Origin of the sequence: Amycolatopsis balhimycina FH 1894 (genome assembly GCF_000384295.1) — a bacterium.
Lineage (GTDB): Bacteria > Actinomycetota > Actinomycetes > Mycobacteriales > Pseudonocardiaceae > Amycolatopsis > Amycolatopsis balhimycina.
In genome coordinates this window covers 2911781-2926572 of the sequence record NZ_KB913037.1, presented here as the reverse complement: position 1 = coordinate 2926572, position 14792 = coordinate 2911781, and the positions used below count along the sequence as shown (strand labels likewise).

The window sequence follows — 14792 nt, the reverse complement described above, 5'->3', positions numbered from 1 at the left end:
TTCCCCCTGTGCAGTCCTGTCGGCGGCAGTCTAGGCAACCGGTCCGACAGAAACCGCACAGGGAGAACACTCAGGCGGTGACGGCGGCCTTCCGGTTCAGCGCCTTCTCCGCGAACGCGCCGAACACCAGGCCCAGCGCGAGCCACAGCGTCAGCTGAGTGCCGACCGAAGCGGTCCGGAAGCTCCACAGCGTCGACGCCGGGAACGACGTCGGGACCTCGTCGACCACCGGCATCAGCCAGGCGACGACGCCGATCACGACGAGGTAGGCCGCCGCGGCGAGCAGGAAGCCGTTCCACGCGCCGAAGCGGTCGGCGAGCTTGCGGCCGAACACCGTGGCGAGGATGCCGGCCAGCAGCGAGACGGCGACGAACCCGAAGTACAGCTCGGTCCGCGAGCCGATCGTGCCCGGCTGCCCCACCGCGGGCGGGTTGGCCGGGTACTTCAGGAACGGCACCAGGAACACCACGGCGAACGCGCCCGCGGTGAGCAGCAGCGCCGTCACCCGCGGGCGGAGGGTGCCGAGCCGTCCCTGGGCGAACGCGAACGCGAGCGAGAGCAGCCCGCCGATCGCGACGCCGTAGACCAGGACGCCGGTCAGCAGCCCGACCGTGCTCTGGATGTCCCGGGGGACCAGTTCCTCTTCGTGCGCTTCGGCGGGAGCGGGAGCGTCGGGGGACTCCTCGAGCCCGATGGCGGCGTTCACCGACGGCTCGCCGAAGGCGTAGGCGAACCCGAACGCGAGCACGCCGGCGATCAGGCCCGCGAGCATGCCGCGGACCAGCAGGGTCTTCATCATGGGAGCGCGTGCCCGCCGATCAGTGGCAGGGGAAGGCCAGCAGGTGCCGGCCGTCGTGCACGAACTCGTGGACGTAGGAGTTCGCGAAGACCGCCGTCGCGCCCTGTTCGGCGCTCACGAAGTAGAGCGCGATCAGGGCGAGGAGCACCACGAACACCGCCCACGGCACGATCTCACGGATCGGGATGCGGATCGGGAGCGGAACGGCGGGAACTGCCGTCTGGGTCATGGCGTGGCCTCCTCGGGCTTTCGCGGCCTCATCGGGGTCGGTCACGACGGTCCGGGTCTGGCTTCCCCTGGCAGGGGTCACAGTGGCGCGACCGCGCGGACTTGCACCGCGTTCCGGAATCCGTCGTCTGGCCGGTTGAGCGTAGGTCCGCGCTTCCGGGCGCGTCAATGTGACAATGCCGCGGTGACTCGAATGGTGGCGGCCCTCGATGTGGGCGGGACGACGATCAAGGCAGCGCTGCTCGACGAGCGGCTCCAGCCCCAGGCGGCATTGCGAGCGGAGACGGCGCGCAGCGCGGACGGGACGGCGCTGGCCGCGCAGGTCGTGGACATCGTGGCCGCGCTGGCGGAGCAGGCGGGCACCGGGCAGCCGGCGGCGGTCGGCGTGGTCGTGCCCGGGATCGTCGACGAACAGACCCGCGTCTGCCACTTCTCGGCCAACCTGGACTGGCGCGAGGTCGCCTTCGGCGACCTGCTGGAGGGACGCCTCGGGCTGCCGGTGGCGTTCGGCCACGACGTCACCGCGGGCGGCATCGCCGAGTTCCGCGTCGGCGCCGGGCAGGGCGCGGTGAACGCGGCGTTCATCCCGGTCGGCACCGGGATCGCGGCCGCGCTCCTGCTCGACGGCCGGATCCACCGGGCCCACGGGCAGGCGGGCGAGGTCGGGCACATCGACGTCGGCCACCCCGGCAAGTGCGGCTGCGGCGCGACCGGCTGCCTGGAGGCGATCTCGTCGGCGGCCGCGATCGCCCGCCGCTACACCGAGCGCACCGGCCGCCCGGCCGACGGCGCCCGCGAGGTGGTGGACCTGGCCCGCCACGGCGACGAGGTGGCCGTGGCGGTGGTCCAGGACGCGCTCGACGGCCTCGGGCACGGGATCCGCACGCTGCTGACGCTGCTGGGCCCCGAGGTGATCGTCCTGGGTGGCGGGCTGTTCACCGCCGCGGACTACGTGCTGGAGCCGGTGCGGGCGTGGCTCGCCGCGCACCTGACGTTCCAGAAGATGCCGGAGCTGCGGATCGCGAAGCTGGGCGACGAGGCCGGGCGCCTCGGCGCGGGGCTGCTGGCCCTGGACCTGCTCGACGCCTGACCCGCGACGACTCGTCCAAGTTCGTGAAGGCCACCTTGAGGAACTCTATGTTCCTGAAGGTGGCCTTCACGACCGGAGGACGGAGGGTCAGCAGGGGCCGATGGAGGACGCCTGGTCGTTCGGGTCCTTGCCGACGTAGCTGCTCGCCGTGCCCGCGTTCATCAGCGGATCATTGCGGCGGGAATAGTTCTCGTTCCAATACCAGCAATACACCTGTCCCGTGTTGTTCACCCACGAGCTCAGCTGATCGGACCACGTTCCGTTGTTGTTGTCGTGTTTGGAGCTGCGGCAATCCTGGCAGTCGAAAGCGCGGAGGTCCGGGTAGGCCACGCCGGCCGGGATGACCAGGACCTTCCCCCCGAAGTCCTTGTGTTCGTACAGGCAGACCGAACTCGCCGGGCAGCTCTCGAGGACCGAGGCCGGCAGCGCGGCCGGGGTCACGGACCCGGCCGTGGCGACACCCGTGATCGTCAGGAAAAAGGCGGAACCGATTCCCGAGAGCGCGGCAAAACGGGATCGAAGCGTCGACATCTGCTATTACTCCCTTTCCGTGGGCGGTAACGCAGAGGCGAGCTTACGGCCGCGACCGGGGAGAATTCGTTGGCATTTCTCGCAAATCCGCGTCCCGCGCCGGCCGCCCGGTTGGCACGACGCGCAATCAGGTCCAGGCGCCGGCCAGCAGGCGGGCGACGGCCGCGGTGAGGACGCGGACTCCCTTCGTCGAGCCGGGATCGATCGCGGTCACCTCCCGCACCCGCCGGAGGCGGTAGTCGAGGGTCCGGGGGTGGATGTGCAGCGCGACGGCCGCGCGGAGCCGGTTCATGTCGTTGCGGTAGTAGACGTCGAGCGTCCGCACCAGGTCCGGGCCGTTCGCGAGCCGCCGCGCGACGTCGCGGAGCCAGTGGTCCACCTCGGGCACTCGCGCGACACCGAGCTCGACGAACACGTCCGCGATCCCGCACACGGTGTGCGGCACCCGCTGCACCGGCGCGACCTCGGCCACCTGACGCGCCGTGCACACGGCCTCGGGCAGCCTGCCCGCCGTGCCGGTCGCGACGCCGACGCGGCAGGGGCCCTCCACCAGCTCGGCGATGTCCCGCACCACCGGCAGCGTGTCGTCCGGCGCCTCCTCCCGCGGCGAACACGCGGGCAGCAGCGCGAGGAGCTCCTCCGGCCGGCGCCAGGCGATCGGCACGGTGTGCATCTTGAACACCGACTCGACGAGGTCGTCGTCGTGATCGCCGCGGCAGGATGGCCGGCCGGGAAACCGCATCACCACCGCGACGTAGTGGTCGTGCAGGCAGACACCGAGGTCGTGCGCGAGGCCGGGAGCCGACAGGTCGCCGGCCAGCAGCAGGTCGACGAGGTCGTGCAGCCGCTTGCCCACCGAAAGCCGGAGCCGTTGCGCGGCCAGGTACCCGTCGAGGTAGGAGCCACTGCCCCGGGTGCCCTGCTCGCCGAACCAGGCCGTGAGGCGCAGCAGCTCCTCGAGGTCTTCGCCTTCGGCCACCTCGTTGATCTCACGCAACATCAAGGTGGCGTGCAGGGCGAGGACGCGTTGCGCCGCTCCGGTGGAAAACCCTTCCTCGGCCCGTTTCCGGCCGATGTCCCCGATGAAGGAAAGGTCTTCGTCGGAAAGCCGGCGGCTTTCGGAGACCAGTTCGACGGTGTGCCGGCGAAACCACACGGCGTAGTCCAGCATCTCCGCCCGGGAACGGGGATTCGCGGCGTGGACCCGGTAATCCGGAAGCTCGCGTTCGTACGCTTTCACCTCGGCCCGCGCGTTGGCGTCGGACCGTTTCATCAGCTGTTCCAGCAGGCCACTCATGTCGATCCGTCCTCCCTGCCTCGGGTGGGTACGGTGCCGTTCGGCTTTCGACGTGCGGAACGCGGGCCCCGAGACTCGGGGCCCGCGTTCAGTTGCTCATGCGGATCACTGCCACCACTGCGACTTGCCGCCCGCGATGAAGTCCCACAGCTGCAGCCGCGTGCCGTTGCCACCCACCGTGCCCTCGGCGGTCAGGTAGCGCGGGCTGGCCGGGGTCTGCAGGCGCAGGTAGCCCTCGGGGATCTCGGCGAGCGTCCACCACTGGTTCTTGCCACCGGCCATGTAGTCCCACAGCTGGATCTTGGTGCCGTTGCCGTTGATCGTGTTCAGGTCGGCGTCGAGGTAGCGGCCGCTCTGGTAGTTCTGGAACCGGTAGTAGCCTTCCGGGTTCTGGGTCAGCCAGAACGCCTGGTTCGGCGCGGTGTCGTTGCAGTCCCAGAGCTGCATCTTCGTGCCGTTGGCGTTGATGGTGTTCACGTCGGCGTCCCAGCAGCGCCCGAAGCCCACGGACTGCAGCAGGTACGGCCCCGGGTTGACGTCCTGCGCGGCCATGGTGCCGGCCGAGCGCTGGTGCTGCGCGGCCCCCGCCACCTTGGACGGGATCAGCTTGATCTGGCCGAGCGACGTGACCGGCGTCCCCTTGCCGTCGGCCGCGCCGGCCTGCGGCACCGCGATCAGGCCGAACAGGCCCGCCGCCGCGGCGACCGTCACCATCAGGCGCTTCATCTTCGTCATCGTTCCCCTTTTTTTCGGCTTCGTTTCGCACAGCTGACGACGAAGGCGTGCGGCAACCGGCTCCGGGCCGCATGGCCCGGCGCTGAATCTGCCGACGATTCCCCCTCGTCAAGACCGTCAAACCCCCGAAAGCGGTCTCTTCAGCCATCATTCAGTGCCGTCCGGCGTCCGTCGAGGAGATTTCCGGCAGGGGCAAAAACGCAGGTCAGGTGTGTAACGGATCGAGATCTTCGCCCGATGGACGAGCAGACACCCCGGGGGGACCGTGCGCATCGAACTGACGTTGCAGGACCTCGTCCGCGCCCGTCTCGCGGCCGCGGCCGATCCGATGGGGGAGCTCGCCGCGAGCCTGCAGGTGCTGCAGCGGCGCGACGGTGGCCGCAACGCGGCGTCGGCGGCGTTCAACCGGTGGCGGCACCGGGTATGGCAGGGGCTGCCGGACTCGGCGTCGGTGCTGACCTGGCTCTGCCGGCCGGACGCCCCGATCCCGGAGTTCCTGCTGCCCGCGGCGGGGCGCTACGACCTGGAGTCCGGGCTCGCGGCGGTGCTGCGGGCCGAACCGGTGAGCCTGAAGGCCGCGTTGCGGACCGCCCCGGCCGAGCGTGACCTGCCCGCGTGGGCGGCCGCGCTCGCCGACGGCGACCCCGCGGGCCTGCCGCGGCTGGTGCAGGCGATGCAGGAGTACCACGACCTCGCGCTCGCGCCGGGCTGGGACGTCGTGTGCGCCCAGGTGGACGCCGATCTGGGGATGCGCACGCAGGTGCTGCTCCACGGCGGGATCGACGCGCTGCTGACCGGCCTGCGCCCGAAGGTGCACTGGACGGCGCCGGTCCTGGAGACCGACGACGGGATCCCCGCGACGCTCCCCTCGGAGGGGGCGGGCCTGCTGCTGGTCCCGACGTACTTCTCGGTGTGCCCGGCCCTGGTCCCGCCGTCCCCCGGCGGCACGCCGCGGCTGCACTACCCGTGCGTCCGCCACGCCGCGCACTCCGCCGGGTTCGATCGCGGAGCCCGGAAGACGCCGGGCAACGCGCTGGCGGACCTGCTGGGCCCGACCCGCGCGGCGGCGCTGGCGGTCCTGGCGGTGGGCTGCTCGACGTCCGAACTGGCGGCGCGGCTGGGCGTCACGCCGTCGGCGGTCAGCAAGCACACCACGGTGCTCCGGCGCGCGGGACTGATCATCACGCACCGGGAGCGCAACACGGTGCTGCACTCGCTCACCCCGCTGGGAAGCGCTCTTCTCGACAGCTAGCCGCTGCACGGCCGAGAAAGTGGAGCAGCGCCGGTGGAGGTGGCGACGGTGACACCTCCGCCGGCGCTGGGTCTTACGCGATCGGCCGGTCCGTCGGCGCGATCGGCCGGGGCAGCACCTCGCGCCCGGTCAGGTAGGCGTCGACGCCGGCCGCCGCCGAGCGGCCTTCCGCGATCGCCCAGACGATCAGGGACTGGCCGCGGCCCATGTCGCCGGCCACGAACACGTTGTCCAGGCTCGTCTTGAACGCCTTGTCGCGCGCCACGTTGCCGCGCGCGTCCAGCTCGACGCCGAGGTCCTCGATCAGGCCCTGCTTCTGCGGCCCGAGGAAGCCCATCGCCAGCAGCACGAGCTGCGCGGGCAGCTCGCGCTCGGAATCGGGCACCGGGACGAACTTGCCGCCCTCGTTGCGGACCTCGACCAGCTTCAACGCGCGCACGCGGCCGGAGTCGTCGCCCAGGAACTCCTGCGTGTTCACCGCGTACAGCCGTTCGCCGCCCTCTTCGTGCGCCGAGGACACCCGGTAGATCATCGGGTATGTCGGCCACGGGTGGGCGTCGGAACGCGCCTGGGGCGGGCGAGGCATGATCTCCAGCTGCGTCACCGACTTCGCGCCCTGGCGGTGCGACGTCCCGACGCAGTCCGCGCCCGTGTCGCCGCCGCCGATCACGACGACGTCGAGGCCCGCGGCCGAGTAGGGCGACTCGGCAAGCTCACCCGAAGCGACCCGGTTGGCCGGCGGGAGGAACTCCATCGCCTGGTGGATGCCGTCCAGCTCGCGGCCGGGGATCGGCAGGTCGCGCCAGTCGGTCGCGCCGCCGGCCAGCACCACGGCGTCGTAGGACGAAGTCAGCTCCGAAGCGGAAATGTCCACGCCGACGTTCACCGACGCCCGGAACTCCGTGCCCTCGGCGCGCATCTGGTCGAGACGGCGGTCGAGGCGGGACTTCTCCATCTTGAACTCGGGGATGCCGTAGCGCAGCAGCCCGCCGATCTTGTCGGCCCGCTCGAGGACCACGACGCTGTGGCCCGCGCGCGTGAGCTGCTGCGCCGCGGCAAGTCCCGACGGGCCGGATCCGACCACGGCGACCTTCTTGCCCGTGAGGGCGCTGGGAACTTCGGGCGTCACCCAGCCCTCTTCGAAGGCGCGGTCGATGATCGAGATCTCGACCCGCTTGATCGTCACCGGGTCGTCGTTGATCCCGAGCACGCACGCGGTTTCGCAGGGTGCCGGGCACAGCGTGCCGGTGAACTCCGGGAAGTTGTTGGTCGCGTGCAGCCGTTCGATGGCCTGCTGCCAGTCCTCCCGCCAGGTCAGCGTGTTCCACTCCGGGATGAGGTTCCCGAGCGGGCAGCCCTGGTGGCAGAACGGGATGCCGCAGTCCATGCAGCGGCCGGCCTGCTTCTGCAGCTTCGTCGTGGCGAAGTCTTCGTAGACCTCTCGCCAGTCCATCAGCCTCAGGTCGACCGGACGGCGCTTCGGCTCTTCGCGGGTGGTGGTCAGAAAGCCCTTGGGGTCAGCCATGTGCGGCCTCCGTTTCTTGCGGGACACTCCCCCGGGTGCGGGTGTCCCGCATCAACACTGCCGGTCGGCACTCATGACTGGCTGCGCGATTATCAGCCATGAGCTGCCTCCATGATCGCCTCGTTCACGTCGCGCCCGTCGCGCTCCGCCTGCACCTGAGCGGCGAGCACGCGCTTGTAGTCCTTCGGCATGACCTTCCCGAAGCGGTCGACACCCGCGTCCCAGTCGGCCAGCAGTTCCCGCGCGACCGCGGATTCCGTTTCGTTGTAGTGCTTCTCCAGCGTTTCGCGCAGGAAGTCCGCGTCTTCGGAGTCGAGCGGGTCGAGGTCGACCATCTCCGGGTTGACGCGGTGCGCGGGCAGGTCCAGCACGTACGCGATGCCGCCGGACATGCCGGCCGCGAAGTTGCGCCCGATCGGGCCGAGCACGACCATCCGGCCGCCGGTCATGTACTCGCCGCCGTGGTCGCCGACGCCTTCGACGACGGCCAGCGCGCCCGAGTTGCGCACGCAGAACCGCTCGCCGACCTTGCCGCGGATGAAGATCTCGCCGCTGGTCGCGCCGTAGGCGATCACGTTGCCGGCGATGATGTGGTCCTCGGCGGCGATCCGCGCCTCCTTCGGCGGCCGCACGATCAGCCGTCCGCCGGAGAGGCCCTTGCCGACGTAGTCGTTGCCGTCGCCGTAGAGCCGCAGCGTGATGCCCTTCGGCAGGAACGCGCCGAACGACTGGCCCGCGGTGCCGGTGAAGGTGACGTCGATGGTGTCGTCGGGCAGGCCTTCGCCGCCCCACCGCCGGGTCAGCTCCGAGCCGAGCATGGTGCCCACGGTCCGGTTCACGTTGCGCACGGGCAGTTCCAGCCGCACCTTGTCGCCGGAGTTCAACGCGCCCTCGGCGAGCTGGATCAGCGTGTTGTCGAGTGCCTTCTCGAGCCCGTGGTCCTGCGGCTTCTGCTGCAGGCGCAGCCCGGCCGGGGCCACGTCCGGCACGTGGAAGATCGGCGACAGGTCGAGCCCGGACGCCTTCCAGTGCTCGACGGCCTTGCGCTTGTCGAGGAACTCGGCGTGCCCGACGGCCTCGGCGATCGACCGGAAACCCAGCTCGGCCAGGTACTCGCGCACTTCCTGGGCGATGAACTCGAAGAAGTTGATGACGTATTCGGCCTTGCCGCTGAACTTCTCGCGCAGCTTCGGGTTCTGCGTCGCGACGCCCACCGGGCAGGTGTCGAGGTGACAGACGCGCATCATGATGCAGCCGGACACCACCAGCGGCGCGGTCGCGAAGCCGAACTCCTCGGCGCCGAGCAGTGCCGCGACGATGACGTCACGGCCGGTCTTGAGCTGGCCGTCGGTCTGCACGACGATCCGGTCGCGCAGCCGGTTGGCCAGCAGCGTCTGCTGCGTCTCGGCCAGGCCGAGCTCCCACGGGCCGCCGGCGTGCTTGATGGACGACAGCGGCGACGCGCCAGTCCCGCCGTCGTGGCCCGAGATGAGCACGACGTCGGCGTGCGCCTTGGACACGCCCGCGGCGACCGTCCCGACGCCGACCTCGGACACGAGCTTCACGTGGATGCGCGCGTTCGGGTTGGCGTTCTTGAGGTCGTGGATCAGCTGCGCCAGGTCCTCGATCGAGTAGATGTCGTGGTGCGGCGGCGGCGAAATGAGGCCGACGCCCGGCGTCGAGAACCGCGTCTTCGCGATCCACGGGTACACCTTCGCGCCGGGCAGCTGCCCGCCTTCGCCGGGCTTCGCGCCCTGCGCCATCTTGATCTGGATGTCGTCGGCGTTGACGAGGTACTCGCTCGTGACGCCGAACCGGCCGGACGCGACCTGCTTCACGGCGCTGCGCCGCTCCGGGTCGTACAGCCGCTCCGCGTCTTCGCCGCCTTCGCCGGTGTTGGACTTGCCGCCGAGGCGGTTCATCGCGATGGCGAGGGTCTGGTGCATCTCCATCGAGATCGAGCCGTAGGAGATGGCGCCGGTGGCGAACCGCTTGACGATCTCCGAGACCGGCTCGACCTCTTCGATCGGCACCGGCGCGCGCTTGCCGTACTTGAAGTCGAACAGCCCGCGCAGCGTCAGCAGCTTCTCGGCCTGGTCGTCGACGGCCTTCGTGTACTCCTTGAAGACGTCGTACTTCCCGGCGCGCGTGGAGTGCTGGAGCTTGAACACCGTCTGCGGGTTGAACAGGTGCGGTTCACCCTCGCGGCGCCACTGGTAGTCCGCGCCGGTCTCCAGCTCGCGGTGGGCGGCGCGGACGCCGTCGGCCGGGAACGCGTACTTGTGCCGCTTCGCGACTTCGTCGGCGAGCGTCTCGAAGCCGACACCGCCGAGGCGGGACGTCGTGCCGGTGAAGCAGTTCTCGATGACCTCTTCGCCGAGCCCGATCGCTTCGAAGATCTGCGCGCCGGTGTAGGACGCGACGGTCGAAACGCCCATCTTCGACATCGTCTTGCGGACGCCCTTGCCGAGCGCCTTGATCAGGTTCTGCGTCGCCTGCTTCGGCGTCACCCCCGGGATCAGGCCCTGGTGGGCCATCTCCTCGACGGTCGCCATCGCCAGGTACGGGTTCACCGCGGCGACGCCGTAGCCGATGAGCAACGCGATGTGGTGCACCTCGCGCGCGTCGCCTGCCTCGACGATGAGGCCGACCTGCGTGCGCGTCTTTTCGCGGACGAGGTGGTGGTGCACCGCGCCGGTGAGCAGCAGCGACGGGATCGGCGCGTGGTGCTCGTCGAGGCCGCGGTCGGACAGCACGATCAGCCGGGCGCCGTCCTCGATCGCCTCCGACACCTCGGCGCGGATCTCGTCGAGCCGCTGGACCAGCGCGTCGCCACCGCCGTGCACGTTGTAGCGGCCGAGCACGGTGACCGCCTGGAACTCCGGCAGGTCGCCGTCGTCGTTGACGTGCACCAGCTTGGCGAGCTGGTCGTTGTCGAGCACCGGGAATGGCAGCGCGATCCGGCGGCAGCTGGCGGCGTTGCCGTCGAGGAGGTTCGGTTCGGCGCCGATCTGCGCGCCGAGCGCGGTGACGAGCTCCTCGCGGATGGCGTCCAGCGGCGGGTTCGTGACCTGCGCGAACAGCTGGATGAAGTAGTCGAAGATCAGCCGTGGCCGGCTGGACAGCGTGGCGAGCGGAGAGTCGTTGCCCATCGAGCCGATCGGCTCCGCGCCGCTGCGGGCCATCGGTTCGAGGATGGCTTCGAGTTCTTCCTCGGTGTAACCGAACGCCTGCTGGCGGCGGACGAGCGCGGCGTGCAGCGGCACTTCGCGGTCGCGCTCGGGCAGGTCCTCGAGCTGCAGCAGGCCGGCGTCGACCCATTCGTCGTACGGGTGCGCGGTGGCCAGCTCGGTCTTGACCTCTTCGTCCTCGATGATCCGGCCTTCGACGGTGTCCACCAGGAACATCCGGCCGGGCTCGAGGCGCCCCTTCCGGACGATCGTCGCCGGGTCGATGTCGAGCACGCCGACTTCGGAGGCGAGCACGACGAGCCCGTCGTCGGTCACCCAGTACCGGCCGGGGCGCAGGCCGTTGCGGTCGAGGACGGCACCGATCTGGGAGCCGTCGGTGAAGGCGACGAGCGCCGGGCCGTCCCACGGCTCCATCAGCGTCGAGTGGAACTCGTAGAACGCGCGCCGCGCGGGGTCCATCTCCTGGTGGTTCTCCCAGGCCTCCGGGATCATCATCAGGACGGCGTGGGGCAGCGAGCGGCCGCCGAGGTGGAGCAGTTCGAGGACCTCGTCGAAGGACGCCGAGTCGCTGGCGCCGCGCGTGATCACCGGGTAGATCCGCTTGAGGTCGCCCGGGATCAGATCGGTCTCGAGCAGCGCCTCGCGGGCGTCCATCCAGTTGCGGTTGCCGCGCAACGTGTTGATCTCGCCGTTGTGCGCGACGTAGCGGTACGGGTGCGCCAGCGGCCACGACGGGAACGTGTTGGTGGAGAAGCGCGAGTGCACCAGGCCGATGGCGCTGGTGACGCGCTCGTCGGTCAGGTCGGCGAAGAACCGCTCGACCTGGGGCTCGGTGAGCATTCCTTTGTAGACGATCGTGCGCGAAGACAAGGACGCGAAGTAGACAGCCGGTTCCCCGGTGTCCTCGACGAGCTCGTGCTCGGCGCGCTTGCGGACGCAGAACGCGCTGCGCTCGATGTGCAGCGGGTCCGAATGCTCCGGTTTCGGGCGGCGCGCGGCGAGGAACAGCTGGGTGAAGTGCGGCATGGTCTCGGCCGCGGTCGGCCCGCAGTGCTCGGTGTGCACCGGCAGCTCGCGCCAGCCGAGGACGCGCATGTCCTCTTCCGCCGCGATGCGCTCGATGGTCGTCATGGCCCGGCCGCGGCGCTTTTCGTCCTGCGGCAGGAAAGCCGTGCCGACGGCGTAGGTACCCGGCTCGGGGAGCTCGAAGTCCACGACCTCGCGGTAGAACTCGTCCGGGATCTGGATGAGCAGTCCGGCGCCGTCGCCGGTGTCCGGTTCGGCGCCGCGTGCTCCGCGATGTTCCAGGTTGCGCAACGCGACCAGGGCCTTGGCGACGATCGAATGATCCCGTCGCCCGGTCAGGTCGGCGACGAAGGCGACACCGCAGGCGTCGTGTTCGTAGTCGCTCCGGTAGAGGCCCTCGGCCTCGGCGTTGCTGAGCTGCTCCCCGAACGGGGGCAGGGAACTGGCACGGTGGGTCACGGCTGGCCGCCTCCCAAGGCGTTGGCGCGACCGGTACTCACTCCATCGAGTGGTTCTTGCTGAACCGGTTAACGAAGTGGTCCGGTACCGCGATGGTCAGTCGAGAACAGTTGCTGTTGTCGGCGATGGTGGTGTCGCAGTGCAAGATGCCGCGAAGGATCGGCCGGGCTCTGTGGCCCGGAACCGGAAGCGGAGCATCTGGGAGGCCGCACGACGCTGGGCAGCCGAACATGTCGGGTTCTGCGTGCGCGCACAGACCGGCCACTGTGGTGGGGACCGGACGGAGCGCGCGGTGTTACTCCCGGGTTCGCCGGGTCTTATGACGATAGTGTGAATTCGCTGTTATCGACATACGTCGTTGTGCCCGGGTGGGAAATGCCACGCTTCCGTTGACGCCGCCCAGGGTAGTCCCATATGCCGGGCTGGGTCTCCCGCTCGGCGGTATGGCAGCGCCGTGACCTGCGGAAATGTCTGTCCCCAGTGGTCTGGGGCACGTGTCGCGACGTCGTCGCGGGGTGGGAAGCTGGGTACATGGCGGACTCGTCCGATGGCTGATCGTTATCTCTCCGTGGCTCGGACGAGCGTCCACGAGATCGAGATCAAGCGCTCCCGCTTCCTGTGCGCGCTCGCTCCGGTGACCTCGGAGGAGGCCGCGCGCGAGTTCATCGCGGCCCGCCGCCGCGCCGATCCGCAGGCGCGGCACCACTGTCACGCCTTCGTTTTGGGGCCGGATGGGCGAACTCGGCGGTCCAGTGACGACGGCGAGCCGGCGGGCACCGCGGGCACGCCGATGCTGGAAGTGCTGCGCCGCCGCGAGCTGACCGACACGGTCGCGGTGGTGACGCGGTACTTCGGCGGCGTGTTGCTGGGCGTCGGCGGGCTCATCCGCGCGTACGGTCAGTCCGTTTCGGACGCACTGGAAGTTGTTGGTGTACTAGAACACCGTCGGCTGCGCATGGTCGACGTGGCGGTCGGCTACGACCGCGCGGGCCGGCTGGAGAACGACCTGCGCGCGTCGCCGTACCTCCTCCATGCGACCCGCTTCGAGGAGCGAGCCCACTTCGAGACCGGCCTCGAGCCGGGCCAGGTTGAAGCTTTCGAAAGCTGGCTGGCAGACCAGACCAACGGCGAAGCCGCCCCAAGTTCCGTGGGCGACCACTGGATCACCGCCTGACCGGACCCTTCAGGAACCGTTGCGGGCCAGCCACTCTTCGCGGGTTATCGCGTACGCGACTTCGCCTTGTTCGCTGCCCGGGGCTCGTTCGTGCTCGGGGAACTCTTCGAAGAACGTGCGGAGGAACGTCATCCCCAGCTTTTCCATGACGCGGCGCGAGCGGTGGTTCACCGTCATCGTGAACGCCGTGACGCGCCGGACCCCCAGCTCGGTGAAGCCCTTCGCGAGCAAAGCCGCCGAACCCTCGGTGCCGTAGCCCTGGCCCCACGCCTTCTGGTGCAGCCGGTACCCCAGCTCGGGCTCGTCCGCCGGATCTGCCGGACGCGGCCGGAAGTGGAACCACCCCAGGAAATCACCGGTGCGCTTCTCGATCGCCGCCCAGAACCCGTAACCGGGGAAACGCTCGTAGTAACCGAGGAACGCGGGGAGGTCGAGAGTGACGATCTCGGTGCGATCCGCCGGCAGGCCCCCATTGAGGTACTTCATCACGGCCGGGTCGTCGTAGAGCTCGAACAGCGCGTCGGCGTCGTTCTCGGTGAACCGGCGGAGGATCAGCCGCTCGGTTTCGAGGAATACGTGCATCGGGTGATGCTGGCAGTAACCCCAGTGTGTGGCAACGCGATTACGCGGCGACGGCGAGGACCTCGCCCAGTGCCTGCGAGCCGGCCTCGGTGAGCAGGGCGGGCACGCGCTCGCCGCACTTGCCGGGGCGGGCCGGGGCGATCAGGCCGAGCCGCGCCAGCCGGTGCACGGTCGTCTGGTCACAGCAGCTCAGGCCGTCGATGAACAGGTCTGGCTCGCAGCTGCAGCTGATCTCGGCCTGGCCCCCGGCCACGGCTCTCAACGTGGCCCGCTCACGATGGTTCAATTCGGTGATCATGGCGGCGCCTCCTTCCCGTCGTGCTCATTAGACGCCCCACCACCGACAGTTTCCGCCTCCCAGCGTGCGAACCCGGGGATTTAGGGTCTCCACGTAGGGGTGGCGTGTCGCGCTGCTCCGGGGTAATCCCGGAGTACCCCTCAGGAAAGCGGTTCAAGCGTGGTCTTGCGCAGGTGGCGGAAAACGATCGACGTCCGGAAGCCGACGATCTCACGGCGCAATGCCAGCCGGTCGGTGAGGAAAGCGTGCAACGCGTCGATGCCGGGAGTGGTCACTTCGATCAGGAAATCGTCGTTTCCGGCCGTGACGTACACCGAAAGCACTTCCGGCAGCTCGGCGATCGACCGCTGGAAGGAATCGATCACCGCCCGGCTCAGCGGCCGCACCTGCGCCGTGACGAGCGCCCGGACGCCGCGGTTGAGGCTCGCGAGGTCGATGTCGGCGTGGTAACCGCGGATGACGCCGCGTTCGCGGAGCAACCGGATCCGTTCGAGACACGTCGACGGCGCGATGCCGACCTTGCGGGCGATGTCCCGGTTGGTCTGCCGCGCGTCCTCCTGCAGCAGGCGCACGATCGCCGAATCAAGTTCGTCCAGCACCGGGAC

13 protein-coding genes are annotated in these 14792 nt (G+C 69.8%); 3 read left to right on the top strand and 10 right to left on the bottom strand.

Annotated elements, in window-relative coordinates:
- Positions 1-70 precede the first annotated feature (70 nt).
- On the bottom strand, positions 71-799 hold the full coding sequence (locus A3CE_RS0112415) for a CbtA family protein (RefSeq protein ID WP_020640415.1): 729 nt from the start codon (positions 797-799) through the stop codon (positions 71-73).
- 19 nt (positions 800-818) lie between these two features.
- Positions 819-1028 carry a CbtB domain-containing protein gene (locus A3CE_RS0112410; RefSeq protein WP_020640414.1) on the bottom strand — a complete coding sequence of 70 codons (210 nt, stop codon included), beginning with the start codon at positions 1026-1028 and terminating at the stop codon, positions 819-821.
- A gap of 192 nt (positions 1029-1220) precedes the next feature.
- On the opposite strand from A3CE_RS0112410, the gene A3CE_RS0112405 reads away from it, so the two are divergent.
- Positions 1221-2117 carry an ROK family protein gene (locus A3CE_RS0112405; protein ID WP_020640413.1) on the top strand — a complete coding sequence of 299 codons (897 nt, stop codon included), beginning with the start codon at positions 1221-1223 and terminating at the stop codon, positions 2115-2117.
- An 87-nt stretch (positions 2118-2204) separates the two neighbouring features.
- Here A3CE_RS0112405 and A3CE_RS0112400 read toward each other — a convergent pair whose 3' ends face one another.
- The 3 genes from A3CE_RS0112400 to A3CE_RS0112390 form a co-directional block, all read right to left on the bottom strand.
- Entirely contained in the window at positions 2205-2648 is a 444-nt protein-coding gene (locus A3CE_RS0112400; protein ID WP_020640412.1) for a peptidase inhibitor family I36 protein, read from the bottom strand.
- Positions 2649-2775: 127 nt separating this feature from the next.
- Positions 2776-3945 carry a PucR family transcriptional regulator gene (locus A3CE_RS0112395; RefSeq protein ID WP_020640411.1) on the bottom strand — a complete coding sequence of 390 codons (1170 nt, stop codon included), beginning with the start codon at positions 3943-3945 and terminating at the stop codon, positions 2776-2778.
- 105 nt (positions 3946-4050) lie between these two features.
- Entirely contained in the window at positions 4051-4680 is a 630-nt protein-coding gene (locus A3CE_RS0112390) for an RICIN domain-containing protein (RefSeq protein WP_020640410.1), read from the bottom strand.
- Between the two features lie 265 nt (positions 4681-4945).
- Here A3CE_RS0112390 and A3CE_RS0112385 point away from each other — a divergent pair, with 265 nt between their 5' ends.
- Positions 4946-5932, top strand: coding sequence for an ArsR/SmtB family transcription factor (locus A3CE_RS0112385; protein WP_020640409.1), 987 nt, complete (start codon positions 4946-4948; stop codon positions 5930-5932).
- Positions 5933-6005: 73 nt separating this feature from the next.
- Here the strand turns inward: A3CE_RS0112385 and A3CE_RS0112380 are convergent, their stop codons facing one another.
- Both A3CE_RS0112380 and gltB read right to left on the bottom strand, forming a co-directional pair.
- On the bottom strand, positions 6006-7457 hold the full coding sequence (locus A3CE_RS0112380) for a glutamate synthase subunit beta (protein WP_020640408.1): 1452 nt from the start codon (positions 7455-7457) through the stop codon (positions 6006-6008).
- Positions 7458-7549: 92 nt separating this feature from the next.
- Positions 7550-12133: a glutamate synthase large subunit gene (gltB, locus tag A3CE_RS0112375; protein WP_020640407.1), complete on the bottom strand. Its 4584-nt coding sequence runs from the start codon at positions 12131-12133 to the stop codon at positions 7550-7552.
- 547 nt (positions 12134-12680) lie between these two features.
- Between gltB and A3CE_RS0112365 the strand changes: the two genes are divergently transcribed.
- Positions 12681-13307, top strand: a complete 627-nt coding sequence (locus tag A3CE_RS0112365) for a YigZ family protein (protein WP_051183766.1) — start codon at positions 12681-12683, stop codon at positions 13305-13307.
- A gap of 9 nt (positions 13308-13316) precedes the next feature.
- On the opposite strand, the gene A3CE_RS0112360 is transcribed toward A3CE_RS0112365, so the two are convergent.
- The 3 genes from A3CE_RS0112360 to A3CE_RS0112350 form a co-directional block, all read right to left on the bottom strand.
- Positions 13317-13889, bottom strand: a complete 573-nt coding sequence (locus tag A3CE_RS0112360) for a GNAT family N-acetyltransferase (protein ID WP_020640405.1) — start codon at positions 13887-13889, stop codon at positions 13317-13319.
- 40 nt (positions 13890-13929) lie between these two features.
- On the bottom strand, positions 13930-14187 hold the full coding sequence (locus A3CE_RS0112355; protein ID WP_020640404.1) for a hypothetical protein: 258 nt from the start codon (positions 14185-14187) through the stop codon (positions 13930-13932).
- A 140-nt stretch (positions 14188-14327) separates the two neighbouring features.
- Positions 14328-14783 carry an Lrp/AsnC family transcriptional regulator gene (locus A3CE_RS0112350; protein WP_026468408.1) on the bottom strand — a complete coding sequence of 152 codons (456 nt, stop codon included), beginning with the start codon at positions 14781-14783 and terminating at the stop codon, positions 14328-14330.
- Between the last annotated feature and the right edge of the window lie 9 nt (positions 14784-14792).